This is a genomic window from Amycolatopsis sp. NPDC051716, from assembly GCF_040681595.1.
In the GTDB taxonomy this organism is placed as follows: domain Bacteria; phylum Actinomycetota; class Actinomycetes; order Mycobacteriales; family Pseudonocardiaceae; genus Amycolatopsis.
In genome coordinates this window covers 1-17,623 of the sequence record NZ_JBFAZA010000061.1, presented here as the reverse complement: position 1 = coordinate 17,623, position 17,623 = coordinate 1, and the positions used below count along the sequence as shown (strand labels likewise).

The following is a 17,623-nucleotide window of genomic DNA, read 5'->3' as shown; positions in this document are numbered from 1 at the left end:
GCGCGGTGTGCTGGTATGAGGAGGTGCCCCCGACGTTGCGGTCCCATTGGAGCCTGGCGCGCCAGCTGCTCGTGCTGCAGCTCGTGGTGCTCTGCGTGCTGGCCGGCGCCGGGATCACGTTCGCCTGGATCGACGCGCAGCACGCGGTGGACGAGAACGCGCGCGACCAGGTCCGCGTGGTCGCCTTGACGGTCGCCGACGCGCCCAGCGTCGTGGCGGCGGTGGGCACGCCGAACCCCAGCGCGGCGCTCCAGCCCTTCGCTCAGCGCGTGAAGGACCACACCCAGGTCGACTTCATCACGATCATGAGCCCGGCCGGAATCCGCTACACGCACCCGACTCCGGCGCTGATCGGGCAGTCCTACATCGGCAACATCGCCAAGGCGCAGCGCGGCGAGGAATTCACCGAGACCTACACCGGCTCCCTCGGCCCGTCGGTGCGCACGGTCGAGCCGGTGTTCGACGCCGGCCACCGGGTGATCGCGCTCGTCGCGGTCGGGATCACCGTCAAGGCGATCTCGGCCGAGCTGCGCGAACGGCTGTGGCCGCTGTTCGGCGTGGCGGGTGCGGTCGTGCTGGTCGGCGCGCTCGGCGGCTGGCTGATCAGCGCCCGGCTGCGCCGCCAGACCCGGGGCGTCGCGCCGGACGAGCTGAGCAACCTCTTCGAGTACCACGAGGCCGTCCTGCATTCGGTCCGCGAAGGCGTGCTGCTCGTCGACCGGGACGGGCGGATCGGCCTCTGCAACGACGGCGCGCGCACGCTGCTCGGCCTCGGCACCGACCCGGTCGGCCGCGACCTGGCGACGCTGGGCCTGCCGGACGGGCTGGCCGAGGCGTTCACGTCGGCGGAGAACCGGGCCGAGGAACTGCACCTGACCGACTCGCGCGTGCTGCTGGTCAGCACGACCGCCGTCCGCTCGGGCGGCCGCTCGCAGGGCACCGTCGTCGTCTTGCGCGACCACACCGAACTGCAGTCGCTGACCGGCGAGCTGACCACCGCCCGCGGTCTCGCCGAGGCGCTGCGGTCGCAGGCGCACGAGGCGGCGAACCGGCTCCACACGGTCGTTTCCCTCGTCGAGATCGGCAAACCCGAGCAGGCCGTCGAGTTCGCCACCGCCGAGCTCGCCCTCGCCCAGGAACTGACCGACCGGGTCGTCGGCGCGGTCGCCGAGCCGGTGCTCGCCGCGCTGCTGCTGGGCAAGGCCGCCGAAGCGAGCGAGCGCGGAGTCGAGCTCACCGTCACCCCGGACACCGTGATCGACGACGTCTCGCACGGGATCGAGGCCCGCGACCTGGTGACGATCCTCGGCAACCTGATCGACAACGGCCTCGACGCGGCCGTGCGCGGCGGCGGCAAGCCGTCGGTCGTGGTCACCGCCCGCACCGACGACGACGGGCTGCTGCTGCGCGTCGCCGACACCGGGCCCGGCGTGCCCGAGGACGCCGACGTGTTCCGCCGCGGCTGGTCGACGAAGGCGGAGGACGGCCACGGGCTCGGGCTCGCGCTCGTCGGGCAGGCGGTGCGCCGCTACGGCGGTACGGTCGAGGTCGGCCGGGACGCGGGCGCGGTGTTCACCGTGCGGCTGCCGCGGCAGGAGGCGGGCCGGTGATCCGGGTGCTGGTGGTGGAGGACGAGCCGGTGGCCGCGGAGGCGCACCGCGTCTACGTCGAGCGGCTCGCCGGCTTCGCGGTGGCCGGCGTGGTCCACTCGGGCGGTGACGCGCTGCGATTCTGTGAACGCGAGCCGGTCGACCTGGTGCTGCTGGACTTCTACCTGCCGGACACGCACGGGCTGGCGGTGTGCCGGTCGCTGCGTGCGGCGGGGCTGCCGATCGACGTCATCGCGGTGACGTCGGCGCGCGACCTCGCCCTGGTCAAGGCGGCGGTGTCGGTCGGGGTGGTGCAGTACCTGCTCAAGCCGTTCACGTTCGCGACCCTGCGCGAAAAGCTCGAGCGCTACGCGGAATTCCGCGACGCGTCCGGCGAGGTCACCGGCCAGGCGGAGATCGACCGGGCCCTCGGGGCGTTGCGCACGACCGAGCAGCTCCCGCTCCCGAAGGGCATGAGCGTCCAGACCCTCGAGGCCATCACCGACGCCCTTTCCGTTGCGGCGGAAGGACTTTCGGCCGGCGCGGCGGCCAGCGCGATCGGTGCGTCCCGCGTGACGGCACGGCGGTACCTGGAGTACTTGGCGGACAACGGGATGGCCGACCGCGAGCCGCACTACGGCCAGGTCGGCCGCCCGGAGGTCTGGTACCGGCTCACTCGCGTATGACGACTTACAGCCGGTCGGCGAGCAGCTGCGCGATCTTCGGGTAGACGTCCGACCGGGTGGGCCACAGGTGGAATTCGGCCAGCCGTGTCTCGCCGTGGCCCTTCTTCCCGACCAGGATCATGACGTCCCCGCCCTGGCCCGCGCCGCTCAGGGCGCAGGTGCGGCCGGTGGCTTCCAGCCCGGCGATCGGCTTCGCGGGCTCGGCGCAGTCCTTGGTCCACTCCTTCAGCAGCGACGCGAACTGCCCGGTGCCCGGGATGACGGTGACGAACAGGTCGTGGATCTGCAGCCCGCCGGTCCGGCTGGCGTAGGCGCAGTGGTAGGTGGTGACTCCCGGCCGCTTGTCCGGTGCTTCTTCGACGGCGTAGGCATCGATGTGGGCGCTCATCGCGGTGCTGGCGTCGGTGACCCCGAGGAACGGGCACGCCGAGGTGACCTTGTCCGGCGAGTGCGGCGGCGGTGGCTGCGGTGTGGTCGGCGCCGGCGAGCCCGGCCCCGGACCCAGCGCCGGCGCATCCGAAGCCGGAGCCGGCTTCGGAGACGAAACCGCCGGCGTGGGCGGCGCGGTCTGCGCGATCGGCTCGGCGCCCGAGCACGCGGTCAGCAGCACGAGCACGCCGGCCGCGATCGAGATTCCCCCTCGATTCCCCATCCGGTCAGCATAGCCCCGACTTCCGGCGGGTTCCGGCGTTTCGACGGGTGCGGTACACCGGAAAGATCGCCGACCAGGGGAGTGCCGCCATGCGGAAGTGGGCCGGGTTCATCGCAGCCGCGTTCTTCAGCGCGACGCTGGCCGCTCCCGCGTACGCCGCCGAGCCGGCCGCGAGCGTCACCGAGGTCCAGGTGACCGGGCCGGTCGCGCAGCGGTTCAACCTCGTCGTCCTCGGGGACGGCTACACCGCCGCCGAGCAGCCGAAGTTCTTCGCCGACGTCGAGCGGCACGTCAGCACCCTGTGGTCGCTCGAGCCGTTCAAGTCCTACCGCAGCTACTTCAACGTCTACGCCGTGTCCATCGCCTCTCCGGAATCCGGTGTGGACTGTGACCCCGCACTCGACGCGCCTCGCCGCGATACCCCGCTGGACATGGGTTTCTGGGGCGGCTGCGACGCCCAGAGCGTGCAGCGGCTGCTGACCGTCGACGACGCGGCCGCCCAGCGGTACGCCGACCTCGTGCCCGGCACGACCCGCGCGAACCGCCAGATCCTGGCGCTGGGCAACAGTTCCACCTACGGCGGCGCGGGCGGCACCTACGCGACGGCGTCCGGTGGGAACGCGCTGTCCGCGCTCATCTCGCCGCACGAACTCGGCCACTCGCTCGGTGGCCTCGACGACGAGTACGACTACTACGCGCGCGGAGTTCCGGGCGGCGCGTACGAGGGCGGCGAGCCGGACTCGGTCCACCACACGCTGCTGACCGAGCCGCAGATGCGTGCCCAGCACGCGAAGTGGTGGCGCTGGCTCGGCGAGCCCAGCGAGTCCGGCGGCACGATCGGCCGCTTCGAAGGCGGGCTGTACACCCAAACCGGGGTGTGGCGGCCGAGCGGGCACTCGATGATGAAGACCCTCGGCTACGCGTTCGACCAGGTCGGCCGCGAACGGATGACGCAGCGGATCGCGGCGAAGGTGCCGCTCATCGCCGGCGGCACCCCGGCCGGGACGATCGGTGCCGACCGCGTCGTCTGGGTGCGCCCGTTGCACCCGGTGGATCACCGCCTCGACGTCCGCTGGACCCTCGACGGCGCCACGCTGCCCGGGCGTGACGCGGTCGACCTGCGCCGCGCGCACCTGCGCCCCGGCCGCCACACGCTGACGGCGACGGTGACCGACCCGACGCCGTTCGTCCGCGACCCGGCCGTCCGCCCGGCGGCGACCCGCACCTGGACGGTCGACACGGCGGTGGTCACCCCGCCCGCCGGCGGCCCGGCGGTGGTGGCGTCGACGCCGGTTTCGCGCCCGGTCGGCGGCCACGACGTGGTCTACGTCGAAACCGGCGAGCCGACCGGCTCGATCCCCGAGGTTCGGTGGGCGCTCGACGGCCGCCCGGCCGGAACCGGCTCCGACTTCGCCCTCGACGCCTCCCGTGGCGCGCACACGCTCACCGCGACGACCGGCGGCACGACGTTGACCTGGCCGGTGGACGCGACGGGCCCGACGACCACGGCCGAACTGCCCGAGGGCAGCGTGTACCACGGTTCGTTCACGATGCGCCTGAAGTCGCCGGACGGAATGCCGGAGTTCCGCGTCGACGGCGACGGCTGGCACAAGTACTACGGCTGGCCGACGGACCCGGCGGCGCCGTACCTGTTCACCCCGCGCGGCACGGAGATCGACGGCCTGGCGTACGGCAACCTCGGCGAGGGCGGCCTGACGGTGTCGCCGTTCTCGGAGCGCAAGCCGGGCTACGGCACGCACCGGATCGAGTACCGGTCGATCGACGCGGCCGGCAACGTGGGCCCGACCCGGTCGGTCACGGTGACGCTGCTGCCGTGATCACCGAGGGCGGCGGTTTTCCTGCCGGCTGAAACCGGCAAGAAAACCGCTTTCGGACATGGCCGGAAAACTACGTGGCGGGATTCGATTGGTTCGCCTGCATGGTGTACACGACCGCCATGACGATCATGATCGCGGCGACCACCCCGCAGGCGACCATGATTCCGGTGCTGATTCCGGTCATCGACTTCGCGGTGGTGCAGGTCGCTCGGAAGGTTGGCGACAACCGCTGGTGGAGGTCTCCGAACGTGGTGGAGCAGCTTTGGGCCTGCGCGGCGTTCTTCGCGTGCAGGATGAGCCCGACGACCACCCCGACGATCGATGCGACCAGGACGGCCGGGAGTCATTTCGGATACACTTTGAGCACGGCCACACTTCCTTTCCGTAAATCCGTCCGGGTGGCCCTGGGTGGTCTCCCGAATCACACCACCCCCAGTCGCACTGCTCTGGCGATGTGTTACGAATAACGGATTCCGTGCCATTTCACCGGCACGTGCGTGCGGAACGAAAATTGTCTCTCGCGGCCGGTGCTCCGGAGGTCACCGCGGCCGGCCCGGCACCCCCGGCCGCAGCTGCCAGGGGTGCGGCCCGTCCAGCGGCCGGTACTCCACGCCGAGCGCGTCCAACCGGGCCAGGTGGTGGTCACGCAGCCGCGGCAGGAACTCCGCGTAGTCCCGTGGCCCGGAACTCCAAGCCACCTCCGCGAACGCCGACAACCGCGGGAACGCCATGTAGTCCACCCGCCGGACGCTGTCCAGGTGTTCGCTCCACACCTGCGCCTGCACCCCGCGCAGCCGCGGGCCGCTCAACGCGGGCTCGTACGCGTAGACGTCCTCCAGCGTGTGCACCTCCCCGACCGGGATCGGCTCGTCGGGATGACCGGACTGCCGGTGGTCCAGGTACACGTGCTGCTCCGGGCACATCACCACGTCGTGTCCCACCGAAGCCGCCCGCAGGCCCGCGTCCTCGTTGCGCCAGGCCGCGATCACCATCGGCGGGAGGCCGTCGGTGTCGAGGACCTCGTCCCAGCCCATCGGGGTGCGGCCGCGGGCCACCAGGTGCTCGGCCAGCTGCCGGACGAACGCGCGGTGCTCGTCGGTCGCGCCCGGCGTCTCGTCGCCGCCCAGGGCGATCACCGGGGACGGGAAAATCTCCAGCAGGTGGTCGAACACCTGCCGGAAGAAATCCAAAGTGGACTCCACCGGCGACAGCAGTGAAGTGCTGATGCCCCAAGCGGTCCAGACTTCGTAGGACGACGAAGTCCCGAGCGCGGGGTAGGCCGCCAGCGCCGCCCGCGCGTGGCCGGGGATGTCGATCTCCGGCACCACCGTGATGGCCCGCGAAGCGGCGTAGGCGACGATCTCGCGCAGGTCGTCGCTCGTGTGGAACCCGCCGTGCGGACGGCCGTCCTGGACACCTCCGCTGCCCACCATGGACGACGGCCGCCAGCCGCCCACCGACGTCAGCCGGGGGAACGCCGGGACCTCGAAGCGCCAGCCCTGGTCGTCGGTGAGGTGCAGGTTCAGCACGTTCAGCTTGTGCGCGGCCAGCAGGTCGACGAACCGGAGCACCTCGGCCTTGGTCCGGAAGTGCCGGGCGACGTCCAGCAAGCAGCCGCGCCACCCGAATCGCGGGTGGTCCTCGACCACGCCGCACGGCAGCGACGAAGGCGCGAACCCGGCCACCCGGAACGCGCCCGGCCCCGCCAGCTGCCGCAACGTCTCCCGGCCGTGGCACTCCCCGGCGGAATCGGCCGCCTCCAGAACCACACCGGAGGGGGAAATCGTGAGCCGGTAACCCTCCGGCGGCAAGGACGCCGACCGAATCTCCACAGTGGACGGCCATGGGCACGAACCCGGCATGGGCGTCACCGAAACCGGGCGGGGGAGCAGGGTGTCGAAAGCCATGTCAGCCCTTCACGGCGCCGGCCATGCCGGACACCAGCCGTCGTTGGACGAGGACGAAGAACACCAGCACCGGGATCGTCATCAGCGTCGACGACGCCATCACCGCGCCCCAATCGGTGTCCTCCGGTTTGAAGAACACCAGGATCGCCTGCGGCAGCGTCTGGTTCTCGGTCTTGGAGACGATGAACGTCTTGGCGAACAGGAAGTCGTTCCACGCGTGGATGAACGCGAGCACGCTGACCGCGACCAGCCCGGGCGCCACCAGCGGGAACAGGATCTGCCAGGTGAACCGCATCCGCGACGCGCCGTCGAGCTTGGCGGCCTCCTCGAGTTCGATCGGCACGGCGGCGACGAACCCGCGCAGCATCCAGATCGCGAACGGCAGGCTGAACGCCAGGTGCACCAGCACCAGCGAACCCAGCTCGTTCAACCCGAAAGCCGGCACCGCCGCGCCGAGGGACCGCATCAGGAAGAACAGCGGGATGGTCAGCGCCTCCACCGGCACCATCTGGGCGACCAGCGTCATCACCAGCAGCACGGTCCGGCCCTTGAACGAAAACCGCGTCAGAGCCACCGCCGAAAGGAACGACAGCAGCAGCGACAGCGCGACGACGACCAGCGCCACCACCAAGCTGTTCACGAAGAACCGTCCGAAGCCCGAAACCGTGAGGACGCGCGAGAAGCTGTCGAACGACGGGCTGAACGTCCAGGGCTTCGGGTTCGCCGACTGGATCTCGCCGGGCGGCTTCACCGCCGACAGCACCATCCAGTACAGCGGGAACGCGACGATCCCCGCGATCACGACCGTGACGACTTCGGCGATCAAGCGCCCGGGACGTTTCACAGCCATGCCGCGCTCCGGCGCTGCGTCCGGACGTACAGCCCGGTGACCGACAGCAGCAACAGCGTCATGACGACTCCGATCGCCGAGCCGAGGCCGTATTCCTGCCCGGCGAAGGCCTGCTGGTAGGCGTAGACGTTGAGGACCAGGTTGCGCCCGGCCACGCCGCCGCCGTTGGTCATCACGTAGATCTGGGTGAACACCTTGAAGTCCCAGATGATCGACTGGACGGTGGCGATCATCAGTAGTGGCCGCACCATCGGCAGCACGATCGTCCACGTCGTGCGCCACGCCGACGCGCCGTCGAGCGACGCGGCTTCGAGGACCTCGTCCGGCACGCCCTTGATCCCGGCGTACATCGTGACCAGCACGAACGGGAACGAGCACCAGATCACCTCGGCCACGACCAGCCCGAAGGCGCCGAGCGTGCCGAAGGTCCAGGAGTGGTGCTCGAACGGCAGCCCGAGGCCCGACAGCACCTCGTTGACCAGGCCGAAGTCGGTGTCGAAGAGGAACAGCCAGACGTAGGAGCCCGCGATCGCCGGCGTCGACCACGCGCCCAGCGCGGCCAGGAACAGCAGCGTCCGGGGCAGCGAGCGCACCCGCGAAGCCAGCACCGCGAGCCCGGTGCCGACGACGAGTGAACCGGCGACGCAGGCCGCGGCGAACCCGACCGTGTTGCCGAGCACGGTCCAGAACTGCGCCTGGGACAGCAGGTCGGCGTAGTTCGCGAAGCCGAGGAACACCAGCGGTGCGTTGCCCGCGGCCTGCGGCTGGCCGTAGTCGTAGAAGGAGATCAGGACCAGCTGGTAGATCGGGTAGGCCAGCAGCGCGGCGAGCAGGACGCCCGCCGGGGCGAGGTAGAGCGCGGCGGCCCGGCCGTCCCCCTTCCGCCTCGGCCGCCGCGCGGGGGCCGTGACGGAAGGGGCTTCCTGGACCGTCACCACTAGCCGAAGGCCTTGTTCATCGCCGCGGCCGCGTCCGCCAGGGCCGCCGACGGGTCCTTCCCGCCGGTCGCGATCTGCTGCACGGCCGTCGGCAGCACGTTCTGGCTGTCGATCTTCGACCACGCCGGCGTCGCCGGGACGAACTTCGTGCCCGCCTTCAGGGTGTCGACGAACGGCTTGAGGAACGGGTCGTTCGCGGCGAGCTTCTGCTGCACCCCGCTCAGCGTCGGCAGGTTGCCCATCGCGGTGTACATCTTCTCCTGGTACTTCGCGCCGCCGAGCAGCTCGACGAACTCCAGCGCCAGGCCGCGGTGCTTGCTCGCCTTGAACACGCCCAGCAGGTTGCCGCCGGCGAACGCGGGCGCGGTGCTCCCCGCAGTCAGGCCCGGCAGCGGCACGACGGCGTACTTGCCCTTCACCGCGCCCTGCTCGACGGCCTTGCGGTTGAAGTCGCCGCCGATGGTCATCCCGGCCTTGCCGCCGGCGAACGCCGTGACGCTCTGCGTGCCGGTCAGGTTGGCGCACTGGGCGGGCGGGCAGATGTCGTCCTTGAGCAGGTTCGCGTACTGCGTCACGCCGGCCTTGGCCTGCTCACCGGTGACCGTCGACGTCCACTTGCCGCCGTTGTCCTGCGCCAGCTCCCCGCCGTTGGCCCAGAGGAAGGGCAGCATCGCGTAGGTGTACTTGCCGCCGACGGCGATGCCGTAGAGGTCCGGCTTGGCGGCGCGGATCCGGCGGGCGGTGTCGGTCAGCTCGGCCAGCGTCGCCGGCGGCTTCAGGCCGAGCTCGGTGAAGACGTCGGTGCGGTAGTACAACGCGCGGATGCCGGTGTACCAGGGCAGGCCGTAGGTCTGGCCGCCGGACTTCGCGGTGTCCAGCACGGTCGGGATGAGGTCCTTGCCCTCGGGCCATGCGGCGAGGTCGCCGGTCAGGTCGGCCAGCGCCCCGGTGGCCGCGTAGTTCGAGACGTCGGTGTTGCCGAACTCGGCGACGTCCGGGGCGTTGGCCGCGTCGTTGAAGGCACCGGAGAACTTGTCGGCGCGGCCCTCGACCGGCACCCACTGGACGTCGACCTCGACGCCGGCGTGGGCCGCCTTGAACTCGGTGATCGCGTCCTTGACCGCGGCCTCCTTCGGGGCGCGGTTGGCCTCGTCGAACAGCCAGACGCGGACGGTGCCGGTCTTGTCGTCCGCGCCGCCGCCCGCGGGTGCGGACTGGGTGGGCGCGCAGCCGGCCAGCAGGGCCAGGGCAGCGGCGAACGGCAGCAGTCTCATGGGGAACCTCCCGTAGGTGCCCTCGTGAGTGGTAAGGCGGGTTCTAACCCGCCTTACCACTCACGACGGACTCAGGTGAAGTAGACGGAGTTGACGCTGCCGACGGCCAGTTGGCCGGCGGCGGCGCCGGGCAGGCCGGTGGCCGGGTCGCGCGGCAGCCAGGTGACGGTGCCGGAGCGCTGGTTCGAGACGTAGAACCAGCTTTCGGCCGGGTCGAGGGCCACGTGCCGCGGCCAGTTGCCGCCGGTCGGCACGCTCGACACCAGCTTCAGCGTCGCGCCGCCGCCGGAGACGGCGAAGGTGGCCAGGGTGTTCGGGCCGCGGACGGTCGCGTACACGAACTTCCCGTCGTTCGACACGACGATCTCGCCCGGGAACTGGTCGCCGGTGCTCCCGGCGGGCACGGCCGGGACGACGGACAGCGCTTTCAGCTTCCCCGCCGCCGCGTCCCAGCTCGCCACGGTCACCTCCGCCCGCAGTTCCTGCAGGATGTAGGCGAACTTCCCGGTGCGGTCGAACGCGAGGTGCCGCGGCCCGGCGCCGGAGGGCAGCTTCAGCTGCTGGTGCAGCGAAAGCTTCCCGGCGGCGAAGCCGTAGACGTACACCGAGTCGGCGCCCAGGTCGACCGCCAGGACCCAGCGGCCGGTCGGGTCGTTGACGACCTGGTGGGCGTGCGCCTGTCCCGAGTCGGCGTGGTGGGTCACCAGGTCCGTGGCCGCGCCGAGCTTGCCACCGGCCAGGATCGGCAGCACGACGACGCTGCCCGAGCTGTAGTTCGCGGCCAGCACGTACTTCTGGCTCGAGTGCACGCTCAGGTGCGTCGGCGCGCCGCCCTTCGACGAAACCTTGTTGAGGAGCTTCGGTTTCCCCGGGTCGGCGAGGCTCAGCGCCGACACGTACCCGGCCGGGTCGCCTTCGTTGGTGACGTACAGCGTCTTGCCGTCGGCGCTGCGGTCGAACCACGACGTGTCGGTGATCCCCGGGATCGTCCGGAGCAGGGACAGTGCCGCGCCCGAACGGGTGGCGACGTCGAGGCCGTGCCCGGTCGCCCCGGTCGTGTAGCTGCCGAGGTACGCGGTCGTGCCGGCGAAGCAGCCCTTCTCCGTGGTGGCCGCGCCGGCCACCTGCGTGCCGAGGACGGTGGCGGCGCCCGCGCCGGCCGCGGCGCCGAGGAACGTGCGACGGGAAAGTCCGGTCATCGTCTTTGTCTCCCAACGGATTTCGGCGGTGACAGGCTCCAGTATGGTCTAGACCACGGCCATGAGCAATGCCGAAGCACCAAAACCGGACAGGGAAAGCACGGTTTCCAGCGCCGTCCAGGACTTGAGCGTCTGCGGCACGGTGAGGTTGAAGTACCGCGAAACGATCCAGAACCCGCCGTCGTTGACGTGCGAGGCGATGATCGACCCGGCCGAAATCGCCATCACGAGCAGCGCCAGCTGGATCTGCGAATAACCGAGCTGGGCCACGGTCGGGGCGATGATCCCGCTCGTGGTCACGATGGCGACGGTCGCCGAACCCTGCGCGATCCGCATGCCGCAGCTGATCACGTAGGCCGCGAGCAGCACCGGCAGCCCGGCGTCGTGCAGCGAGTCGGCCACGGCCTTGCCGATCCCGGTCGCCGAGAGCACCGCGCCGAAGAACGCGCCCGCGCCGACGACCAGCAGGATCATCGCGACCGGCCGCAGCGACTTCGCGGCCAGCTCGTTGAGGTCCTTGCCGGTGAAGCCGCGCCGCAGGCCCAGCAGCCAGGAGGCGAGCAGGACGGCGACGGTCAGCGCGACGGCCGGGGTGCCGATGAACGCGGCGACGCCGGCGAGCGCCGAACCCTTCGGCAGCCAGATGCTGCCGAACGTGCCGGCCAGGATGAGCACCAGCGGCACCGCGATGATCGAGGCGACCAGCCCCAGCGACGGCGGGTTCTCCTCGCGCTCGCCCTCCTCCTCGGCGAAGACCATGTCCTCGGGCACGTCGACCACGATGCGCTTGCCGATCCAGGTCGAGTAGAGCACGCCGCCGATGAGGAACGCCGGGACGCCGCAGGCCAGGCCCATCAGGATGATCCAGCCGAGCTCGACGTGCAGCAGCCCGGCCGCGGCCACCGGGCCCGGGTGCGGCGGCAGGAAGGCGTGCGTGATCGACAGGCCGGCCAGCAGCGGCATCGCGTACAGCACCAGGGACTTGCCGCCCTGCTTCGCGGCGACGTAGACGAGCGGGGCCAGCACGAAGATGCCGATGTCGAAGAACACCGGGATGCCGAAGATGAACCCGGCGACCCCCATGGCCAGCGGCGCCCGCTTCTCGCCGAAGGACCGCAGCAGCGCCCCGGTGAGCACCTTCGCGCCGCCCGAGCGTTCCAGGATCGACCCGAGGATCGTGCCCAGCCCGATGATCGCCGTGATGTGCCCGAGGATGCTGCCGAACCCCTTTTCCAGCAGGGAGTCCGACGCCTTCTGGGCCGACCCGACGATGGTGCCGACCGGTAGGCCCGCGGCCAGCGCCGTCAGCAGGCCGACGACGATCAGCGCGATGAAGGGTTCCAGCTTCAGCTTGATGATCAGCACCAGCAGGACGGCGATCGAGACGGCGGCGAGCGTGAGCAGCCCGCCGGTGGTGTGTTGCAGCCAGTGGATCATCGTGCTCTCCGGGGGTTGCGCAGGGAGTGGCCGGCGAGGGCGCCGGTGGGACTTCCGTCGTCGAGGGCGGCGACGCCGTTGACGAAGACGTGGGTGAGGCCCGTGGCGGGTTGCCGCGGGTCTTCGAAGGTGGCGGTGTCGGCGATCGTTTCGGGGTCGAACAGCACCAGGTCCGCGGCGTACCCGGCGCGGACCAGCCCGCGGTCGGTCAGCCGCAGCCGCCGTGCGGCCCGCCCGGTCAGGTGGGCGACGCACTCGGCGAGGTCCAGCACGCCCAGTTCACGGACGTACCGGGCGAGGTAGCGGGGGAACGTGCCCCACGCGCGCGGGTGCGGCCGCGCGCCGACGAGCAGGCCGTCGCTGCCGCCGGTGTGCGTCGAGTGCCGCATGATGGCTTGGACGTTCTCCTCGTGCCCGACGTGCATCAGGCACGACGTCCCGAGCCGCTCGTCGAGCAGGGTGTCGAAGTAGAGCTTCGCCGGTTCGGTGCCTTGTGCGCGGGCCGACGCGGCGACGCTGTGCCCGACGAGGTGGGCGTTGCGCTCGTGGCGGACACCGTTGATTTCGATGGCGTCCCAGTCGATCGGCACGCCGTGCGCACCGTCCGAACCGGACTCCTCGATCTCGGCGCGGATCCGTTCCCGTTCGTCCACATCGGACAGCCGGGTCAGCGTGGCCGGCAGGCCGCCTTCGGTGGCCCAGCTCGGCAGCAGGGCGGAGAGGTAGGTCGCGCCCGGCAGGTACGGGTAGGTGTCCAGCGAGATGTCGCAGCCGTCGTCCAGCGCGTCGTCGAGGAGCTTCAGCAGGTCGGGGGCTTTTCCCTTGTTGACCGAGAAGTTCATCGTCGCGTGGGCCAGGTGCAGCGGGCAGCCGGACCGCCTGCTCACGTCGATCATTTCGGCGAACGCCTCCAGCGCGCCCTTGCCGTAGCTGCGGTGGTGCGGGCTGTAGAACCCGCCCAGCTCGCCGACGACCCGGCACAGCTCGACCAGCTCGCTCGTCTCCGCGTACATCCCCGGCGTGTAGGTGAGGCCCGAAGACATCCCCATCGCGCCCTCGTGCAGGCCGGTCGCGACGAGTTCCTTCATCCGGTCCAGCTCGGTGTCCGTGGCGGGCCGGTCGTCCCAGCCGACGGCGAGCATCCGGACCGTGCCCTGCGGCACCAGGTAGGCGGCGTTGACGGCGATGCCCCGGTCGAGCCGGTCGAGGTACTCGCCGACCGAGCGCCAGTTCCAGTCGAACCCCGGCGGGTCGTCGTTCCAGCCCGCGAGCTGCTGCCGCAGCGCTTCGAGCACGACGTCGTCGACGGGCGCGTACGACAGCCCGTCCTGGCCGAGGACCTCGGTCGTCACGCCCTGGGTGATCTTGGCCGGGTGGTCCGGGTTGGCCAGCAGCTGCAGGTCCGAGTGCGAGTGCATGTCGATGAACCCGGGCGCGAGCACCAGCCCGTCGGCGTCGATGGTCCGGCGCCCGGCCAGCGACCCCGCTTCGGCGACACTGGCGATCTTGGCCCCGGTGATCCCGACGTCGTGCCGCGTGATGGCGTCGCCGGTGCCGTCGGCGACCAGCGCGCCGCGGAAGACGACGTCCATCAGAACCACGTCCGGACGTAGTCGACGACGGTCTCGCCGTCGGCCGCCGTCACCGGCAGCAGCGGCCACTTGTCGAACACCGTGCAGGGGTGGGAGAGGCCGAGCCCGATCCAGTCGCCGACCTCGACCGGCGACCCCGGCGGCAGTGCGAGGAAGGCGTGCTGGTCGTTCAGCTTCGTGACGACGTGGCCTTCGAGGGGTTCGGCGGGGCCGTCCGGGGTGCGGCGCAGCTGCGGCTCGGGCATGCCCTCGTCGAAGGAGGCGTCGCGCTTGCCGAGGGTGAGCAGCGCGAGCTCGTCCGACGGCTTCGACGTCACCTGTGCCCACGCCCGCAGCGCCGGCCGGAACGAGTCGACGCCGTCGATGCGCGGGTGGTCGCCGAGCGGGGAGATCTGGCGGTAGAACCCGTCGTCGTGGGTGAGGTAGGCGCCGCTGCGCAGCACCGGCAGCACGTCGAGGCCGGCCGGCCACGGTTTGGTGAGCTCGTTCGCCACCTGGTCGAAGTAGGCGCTGCCGCCGGCGGTGACGACGATCTGCCCGTCGAGGAGTCCCTTGTCGGAAAGGGAGATCGCCAGGTCGCGCAGGCCGTCCACATAGGAGCTGATTTTGGCGAGGGCGGCTTCGTCGGTGTCGTGGGAGAGTGCGCCTTCGTAGCCGCCGGTGCCGCGCAGGCGGAGCACCGGGCTCGCCTGGACAGCTTCGGCTATTGCCAGCGCGGTCGCGGTGTCGCGGACGCCGGTGCGGCCGCCGTCGGCGCCAAGTTCGACCAGGACGTCCACCGGGCGCTCGGCGCCTTCGAGGGCCGCGGTCATCAGCTCGACGCCGCGCACGGAGTCGACCCAGCAGAGGAACTCGAAGCCCGGGTCGGCCGCCAGTTCGGCGGCCAGCCAGCGCAGGCCGGCCGGGTCGAGGAGCTGGTTGGCGAGCAGGATCCGCGACACCCCGAAGGCGCGGTAGATCCGGAGGTGGCCGGCGTTCGCGCAGGTCACACCCCACGCGCCGTGCTCGATCTGGCGCGCGAACAGTTGCGGTGCCATGGTCGTCTTGCCGTGCGGGGCGAGCGCCACGCCGCGGGCGGCGCACCAGGCGGCCATCGTCCGCAGGTTGTGTTCGAGCGCTTCTTCGTCGAGGACGACGAAGGGGGCGAAGAACCCGTCGGTGAACAGGTTCAGCCGGCGGTCCGCGGCCTCTTGCAGGGTGAGCCCGGTCAGGGCGGGCGCGGCGGAGCGGAAGCGCCAGTCGACGCGCTCTTGGCGGAGCGCGTCGAGCGCGGCGGGGTCCATCAGGCAACGATTCATCGGCGGCGACTCCTGCGTTAGGAGTGTTACAGTTGCGTATGCTGCAACGGACGTTGCGCATTTTGAGTGCCATAGGTGTAGCATCCGGGTCGCCACAGGTCAACGGGGTGAAGGGCAGGGAGACGGAAAGTGACGAGCGGGCCCGAGGTGCTGTGCGTGGGCGAGACGATGGCGTTGTTCGTGCCCGCCGAACCCGGCCCGCCGGACGAGGTGAAGCACTGGGTGCGCACCATCGGCGGCGCCGAATCGAACGTGGCCTGCAACCTGCCGACGCTGGGGGTGCGCAGCGGCTGGGTGAGCGCGGTGGGCGACGACCCCTTCGGCCGGGCGATGCTGCGGGAGGTCGCCTCCCACGGCGTCGACGTCAGCGCCTGTTCCGTCGACCCGCTGCGCCCGACCGGGCTCTACGTCAAGGAAAGCGGCGCCGGCGGCAGTCCCGTGCGCTACTACCGGACGGGCTCGGCCGCGTCCGGGATGGGCCCGGAGCTGCTGGATCGGCTCGACCTCGACGGCGTCCGCGTGCTGCACCTGTCGGGGATCACGCCCGCGCTGTCGGACAGCTGCCTCGCGCTGGTCCGCGCCCTGCTGGAGATGCCCCGGGCCGACCGGCTGATCTCCTTCGACGTCAACCTGCGGCCCGCGCTGTGGGCCGGCCGCGACCCGGGACTGCTCGCCGAGCTGGCCGGGCAGGCCGACATCGTCCTGACCGGCGACGACGAGGCCCAGCGGGTGTGGGGGACCGGGGACCCGGCGGAGTTGCGCACGCTGCTGCCGGGGCCGCGCACGCTCGTGGTCAAGCACGGCGAGCGTGGGGCGACGCTGGTCGAGGGGGAGCCGTTGTTCGCGCCCGCGCTGAAGGTCGACGTGGTCGAGCCGGTCGGCGCCGGCGACGCGTTCGCCGCCGGGTTCCTGGCCGCGACCCTGCGCGGCGCCACGCCCCTGGAACGGCTGCGGCAGGGCCACCTGCAGGCCGCCGTCACCCTGCTGACCCACGACGACGTCGGGGTCCCGCTGCCCCGGAGCGTCGTGGATACCCTCCTTCACGCGGACCCGGACGAGTGGCGTTCGGCCCGGCTGACCGGAGAGGGCGTGGTGCTCACGTGAGCCAAAGTCTGGACCGCGCGTTGACGCTGCTGGGTTCGATCGCGCAGGACGCGCGGACCCTCGACGACCTCGCCGACGAGATCGGCGTGCACAAGTCGACCGTGCTGCGGCTGTTGCGCACCCTCGAGCAGCACCACTTCGTCCGCCGCGAAGGCGCCCGCCACTACCGGCTGGGCAGCGCCATGTTCGACCTCGCCAACCAGGCCCTGGACTCCTTCGACGTCCGGCGCAGCGCCCACCCCGCGCTCGCCGGCCTCAACGCGCGCACCGGGCACACCGTGCACCTGGCCAGCTACGAGGACGGCGAAGTCGTCTACATCGACAAGTTCGAAGGCCGGCACTCGGTGCGGATGTACTCGCGCATCGGCAAGCGCGCGCCGCTGCACTGCACCGCGGTGGGGAAGGTGCTGGTCGCGGCGATGCCGGTGGCCCGGCGCGAGGAGATCGCGCGGTCGATCGAGTACCCGGTGCGGACACCGAACACGATCACCACGCCTTCGGAATACCTGGCCGAACTGGAGCGGGTGGCGCAGGCCGGGTACGCCGTCGACAACGCCGAACACGAGGACTTCATCCACTGCATCGCGGCGCCGGTGCGGGGAACCGGCGGCGAGGTGCTGGCCGCCGCGTCGATGTCGGTGCCGAAGGTGCTGCTCGACTACGACGGCCTGCTGGCGCTGGTGCCCGAGCTGCGGGCCGCCACGAAGGAAGCTTCCGTCCACAGTGGATGGACGGAGAACGGAAAGGGGCACTGATGAGCAAGACGGCAGTTTCCACCGAGAACGCGCCGAAGCCGCCGGCGAAGTTCTCGCAGGCCGTCCGCAAGGGGAACCTGCTGCAGGTCGCCGGCCAGGTCGCCTTCGACCCGGCCACGAACGAGATCGTCGGTGACGACGTCGCGGGCCAGACCCGGCAGACGTTCAAGAACATCGAAGCCGTGCTGGCGGCGGCGGGCTCGAGCCTCGCGGACGCGATCATGGTCCGGGTGTACCTGACCGACACCGCGCACTTCGCGCCGTTCAACGAGGTGTACGACGAGCTGATCGGCGACGCGCCGCAGCCCGCCCGCACGACGGTGTACGTCGGTCTCCCGGGCGAGCTCCTCGTCGAGATCGACGTGCTCTGCGTGCTGGACTGAGCTTGTGGTGGGCCGGGAGCTCCCGGCCCACCGCCGCCCCCGCAGCCCCGGACGCGCGTGTAGCCGGTGAGGGCGGGCTGCCCCCCCAGGGGGGCGGAGAGGACGTAAGAGAGCGTGCCGA

General features: G+C 71.2%; 16 protein-coding genes. 7 read left to right on the top strand and 9 right to left on the bottom strand.

The window, feature by feature from the left end; translation table 11 throughout:
• Positions 1-35: 35 nt before the first annotated feature.
• Together AB0M30_RS45265 and AB0M30_RS45260 are read left to right on the top strand one after the other, a co-directional pair.
• Complete coding sequence (locus tag AB0M30_RS45265) at positions 36-1,610, top strand: sensor histidine kinase (RefSeq protein ID WP_364598252.1); 1,575 nt, start codon at positions 36-38, stop codon at positions 1,608-1,610.
• Complete coding sequence (locus AB0M30_RS45260; protein WP_364598195.1) at positions 1,607-2,275, top strand: response regulator; 669 nt, start codon at positions 1,607-1,609, stop codon at positions 2,273-2,275. Before AB0M30_RS45265 ends, AB0M30_RS45260 begins: the two co-directional genes overlap by 4 nt.
• 4 nt (positions 2,276-2,279) lie before the next feature.
• Here AB0M30_RS45260 and AB0M30_RS45255 read toward each other — a convergent pair whose 3' ends face one another.
• Positions 2,280-2,927 carry a hypothetical protein gene (locus AB0M30_RS45255; RefSeq protein WP_364598192.1) on the bottom strand — a complete coding sequence of 216 codons (648 nt, stop codon included), beginning with the start codon at positions 2,925-2,927 and terminating at the stop codon, positions 2,280-2,282.
• A gap of 89 nt (positions 2,928-3,016) precedes the next feature.
• Here AB0M30_RS45255 and AB0M30_RS45250 point away from each other — a divergent pair, with 89 nt between their 5' ends.
• Both AB0M30_RS45250 and AB0M30_RS45245 read left to right on the top strand, forming a co-directional pair.
• The gene (locus AB0M30_RS45250; protein ID WP_364598189.1) at positions 3,017-4,765 is read left to right on the top strand and encodes a M64 family metallopeptidase; all 1,749 of its coding nucleotides are present in this window, start codon (positions 3,017-3,019) and stop codon (positions 4,763-4,765) included.
• A gap of 119 nt (positions 4,766-4,884) precedes the next feature.
• Positions 4,885-5,232: a hypothetical protein gene (locus AB0M30_RS45245; protein WP_364598186.1), complete on the top strand. Its 348-nt coding sequence runs from the start codon at positions 4,885-4,887 to the stop codon at positions 5,230-5,232.
• Between the two features lie 72 nt (positions 5,233-5,304).
• Here the strand turns inward: AB0M30_RS45245 and AB0M30_RS45240 are convergent, their stop codons facing one another.
• From AB0M30_RS45240 to AB0M30_RS45205, 8 genes are all read right to left on the bottom strand, one after another.
• A complete protein-coding gene (locus AB0M30_RS45240) occupies positions 5,305-6,672 on the bottom strand; it encodes a beta-N-acetylhexosaminidase (RefSeq protein WP_364598183.1) in 1,368 nt (455 codons plus the stop codon).
• Between the two features lies 1 nt (position 6,673).
• A complete protein-coding gene (locus AB0M30_RS45235) occupies positions 6,674-7,522 on the bottom strand; it encodes a carbohydrate ABC transporter permease (protein WP_364598180.1) in 849 nt (282 codons plus the stop codon).
• Positions 7,513-8,457 (bottom strand): sugar ABC transporter permease, encoded by a 945-nt coding sequence (locus AB0M30_RS45230; protein WP_364598177.1) that lies wholly within the window; start codon positions 8,455-8,457, stop codon positions 7,513-7,515. Before AB0M30_RS45230 ends, AB0M30_RS45235 begins: the two co-directional genes overlap by 10 nt.
• Positions 8,458-8,459: 2 nt before the next feature.
• Positions 8,460-9,734 carry an extracellular solute-binding protein gene (locus AB0M30_RS45225; RefSeq protein WP_364598174.1) on the bottom strand — a complete coding sequence of 425 codons (1,275 nt, stop codon included), beginning with the start codon at positions 9,732-9,734 and terminating at the stop codon, positions 8,460-8,462.
• A 71-nt stretch (positions 9,735-9,805) separates the two neighbouring features.
• Positions 9,806-10,933, bottom strand: a complete 1,128-nt coding sequence (locus tag AB0M30_RS45220) for a lactonase family protein (protein WP_364598171.1) — start codon at positions 10,931-10,933, stop codon at positions 9,806-9,808.
• A 48-nt stretch (positions 10,934-10,981) separates the two neighbouring features.
• Positions 10,982-12,370 (bottom strand): gluconate:H+ symporter, encoded by a 1,389-nt coding sequence (locus tag AB0M30_RS45215; protein WP_364598168.1) that lies wholly within the window; start codon positions 12,368-12,370, stop codon positions 10,982-10,984.
• Positions 12,367-13,962: a D-aminoacylase gene (locus AB0M30_RS45210; RefSeq protein WP_364598165.1), complete on the bottom strand. Its 1,596-nt coding sequence runs from the start codon at positions 13,960-13,962 to the stop codon at positions 12,367-12,369. The genes AB0M30_RS45215 and AB0M30_RS45210 overlap by 4 nt, the downstream gene beginning before the upstream one ends.
• Positions 13,962-15,260: an amino acid deaminase gene (locus AB0M30_RS45205; protein WP_364598162.1), complete on the bottom strand. Its 1,299-nt coding sequence runs from the start codon at positions 15,258-15,260 to the stop codon at positions 13,962-13,964. Before AB0M30_RS45205 ends, AB0M30_RS45210 begins: the two co-directional genes overlap by 1 nt.
• A gap of 129 nt (positions 15,261-15,389) precedes the next feature.
• Between AB0M30_RS45205 and AB0M30_RS45200 the strand changes: the two genes are divergently transcribed.
• The 3 genes from AB0M30_RS45200 to AB0M30_RS45190 are packed head-to-tail and all read left to right on the top strand — an operon-like array spanning position 15,390 to position 17,502.
• Positions 15,390-16,364 carry a sugar kinase gene (locus AB0M30_RS45200; RefSeq protein ID WP_364598159.1) on the top strand — a complete coding sequence of 325 codons (975 nt, stop codon included), beginning with the start codon at positions 15,390-15,392 and terminating at the stop codon, positions 16,362-16,364.
• Positions 16,361-17,119, top strand: a complete 759-nt coding sequence (locus tag AB0M30_RS45195) for an IclR family transcriptional regulator (protein ID WP_364598156.1) — start codon at positions 16,361-16,363, stop codon at positions 17,117-17,119. The genes AB0M30_RS45200 and AB0M30_RS45195 overlap by 4 nt, the downstream gene beginning before the upstream one ends.
• Positions 17,119-17,502 carry a RidA family protein gene (locus tag AB0M30_RS45190; RefSeq protein ID WP_103338667.1) on the top strand — a complete coding sequence of 128 codons (384 nt, stop codon included), beginning with the start codon at positions 17,119-17,121 and terminating at the stop codon, positions 17,500-17,502. Before AB0M30_RS45195 ends, AB0M30_RS45190 begins: the two co-directional genes overlap by 1 nt.
• Positions 17,503-17,623: the final 121 nt, after the last annotated feature.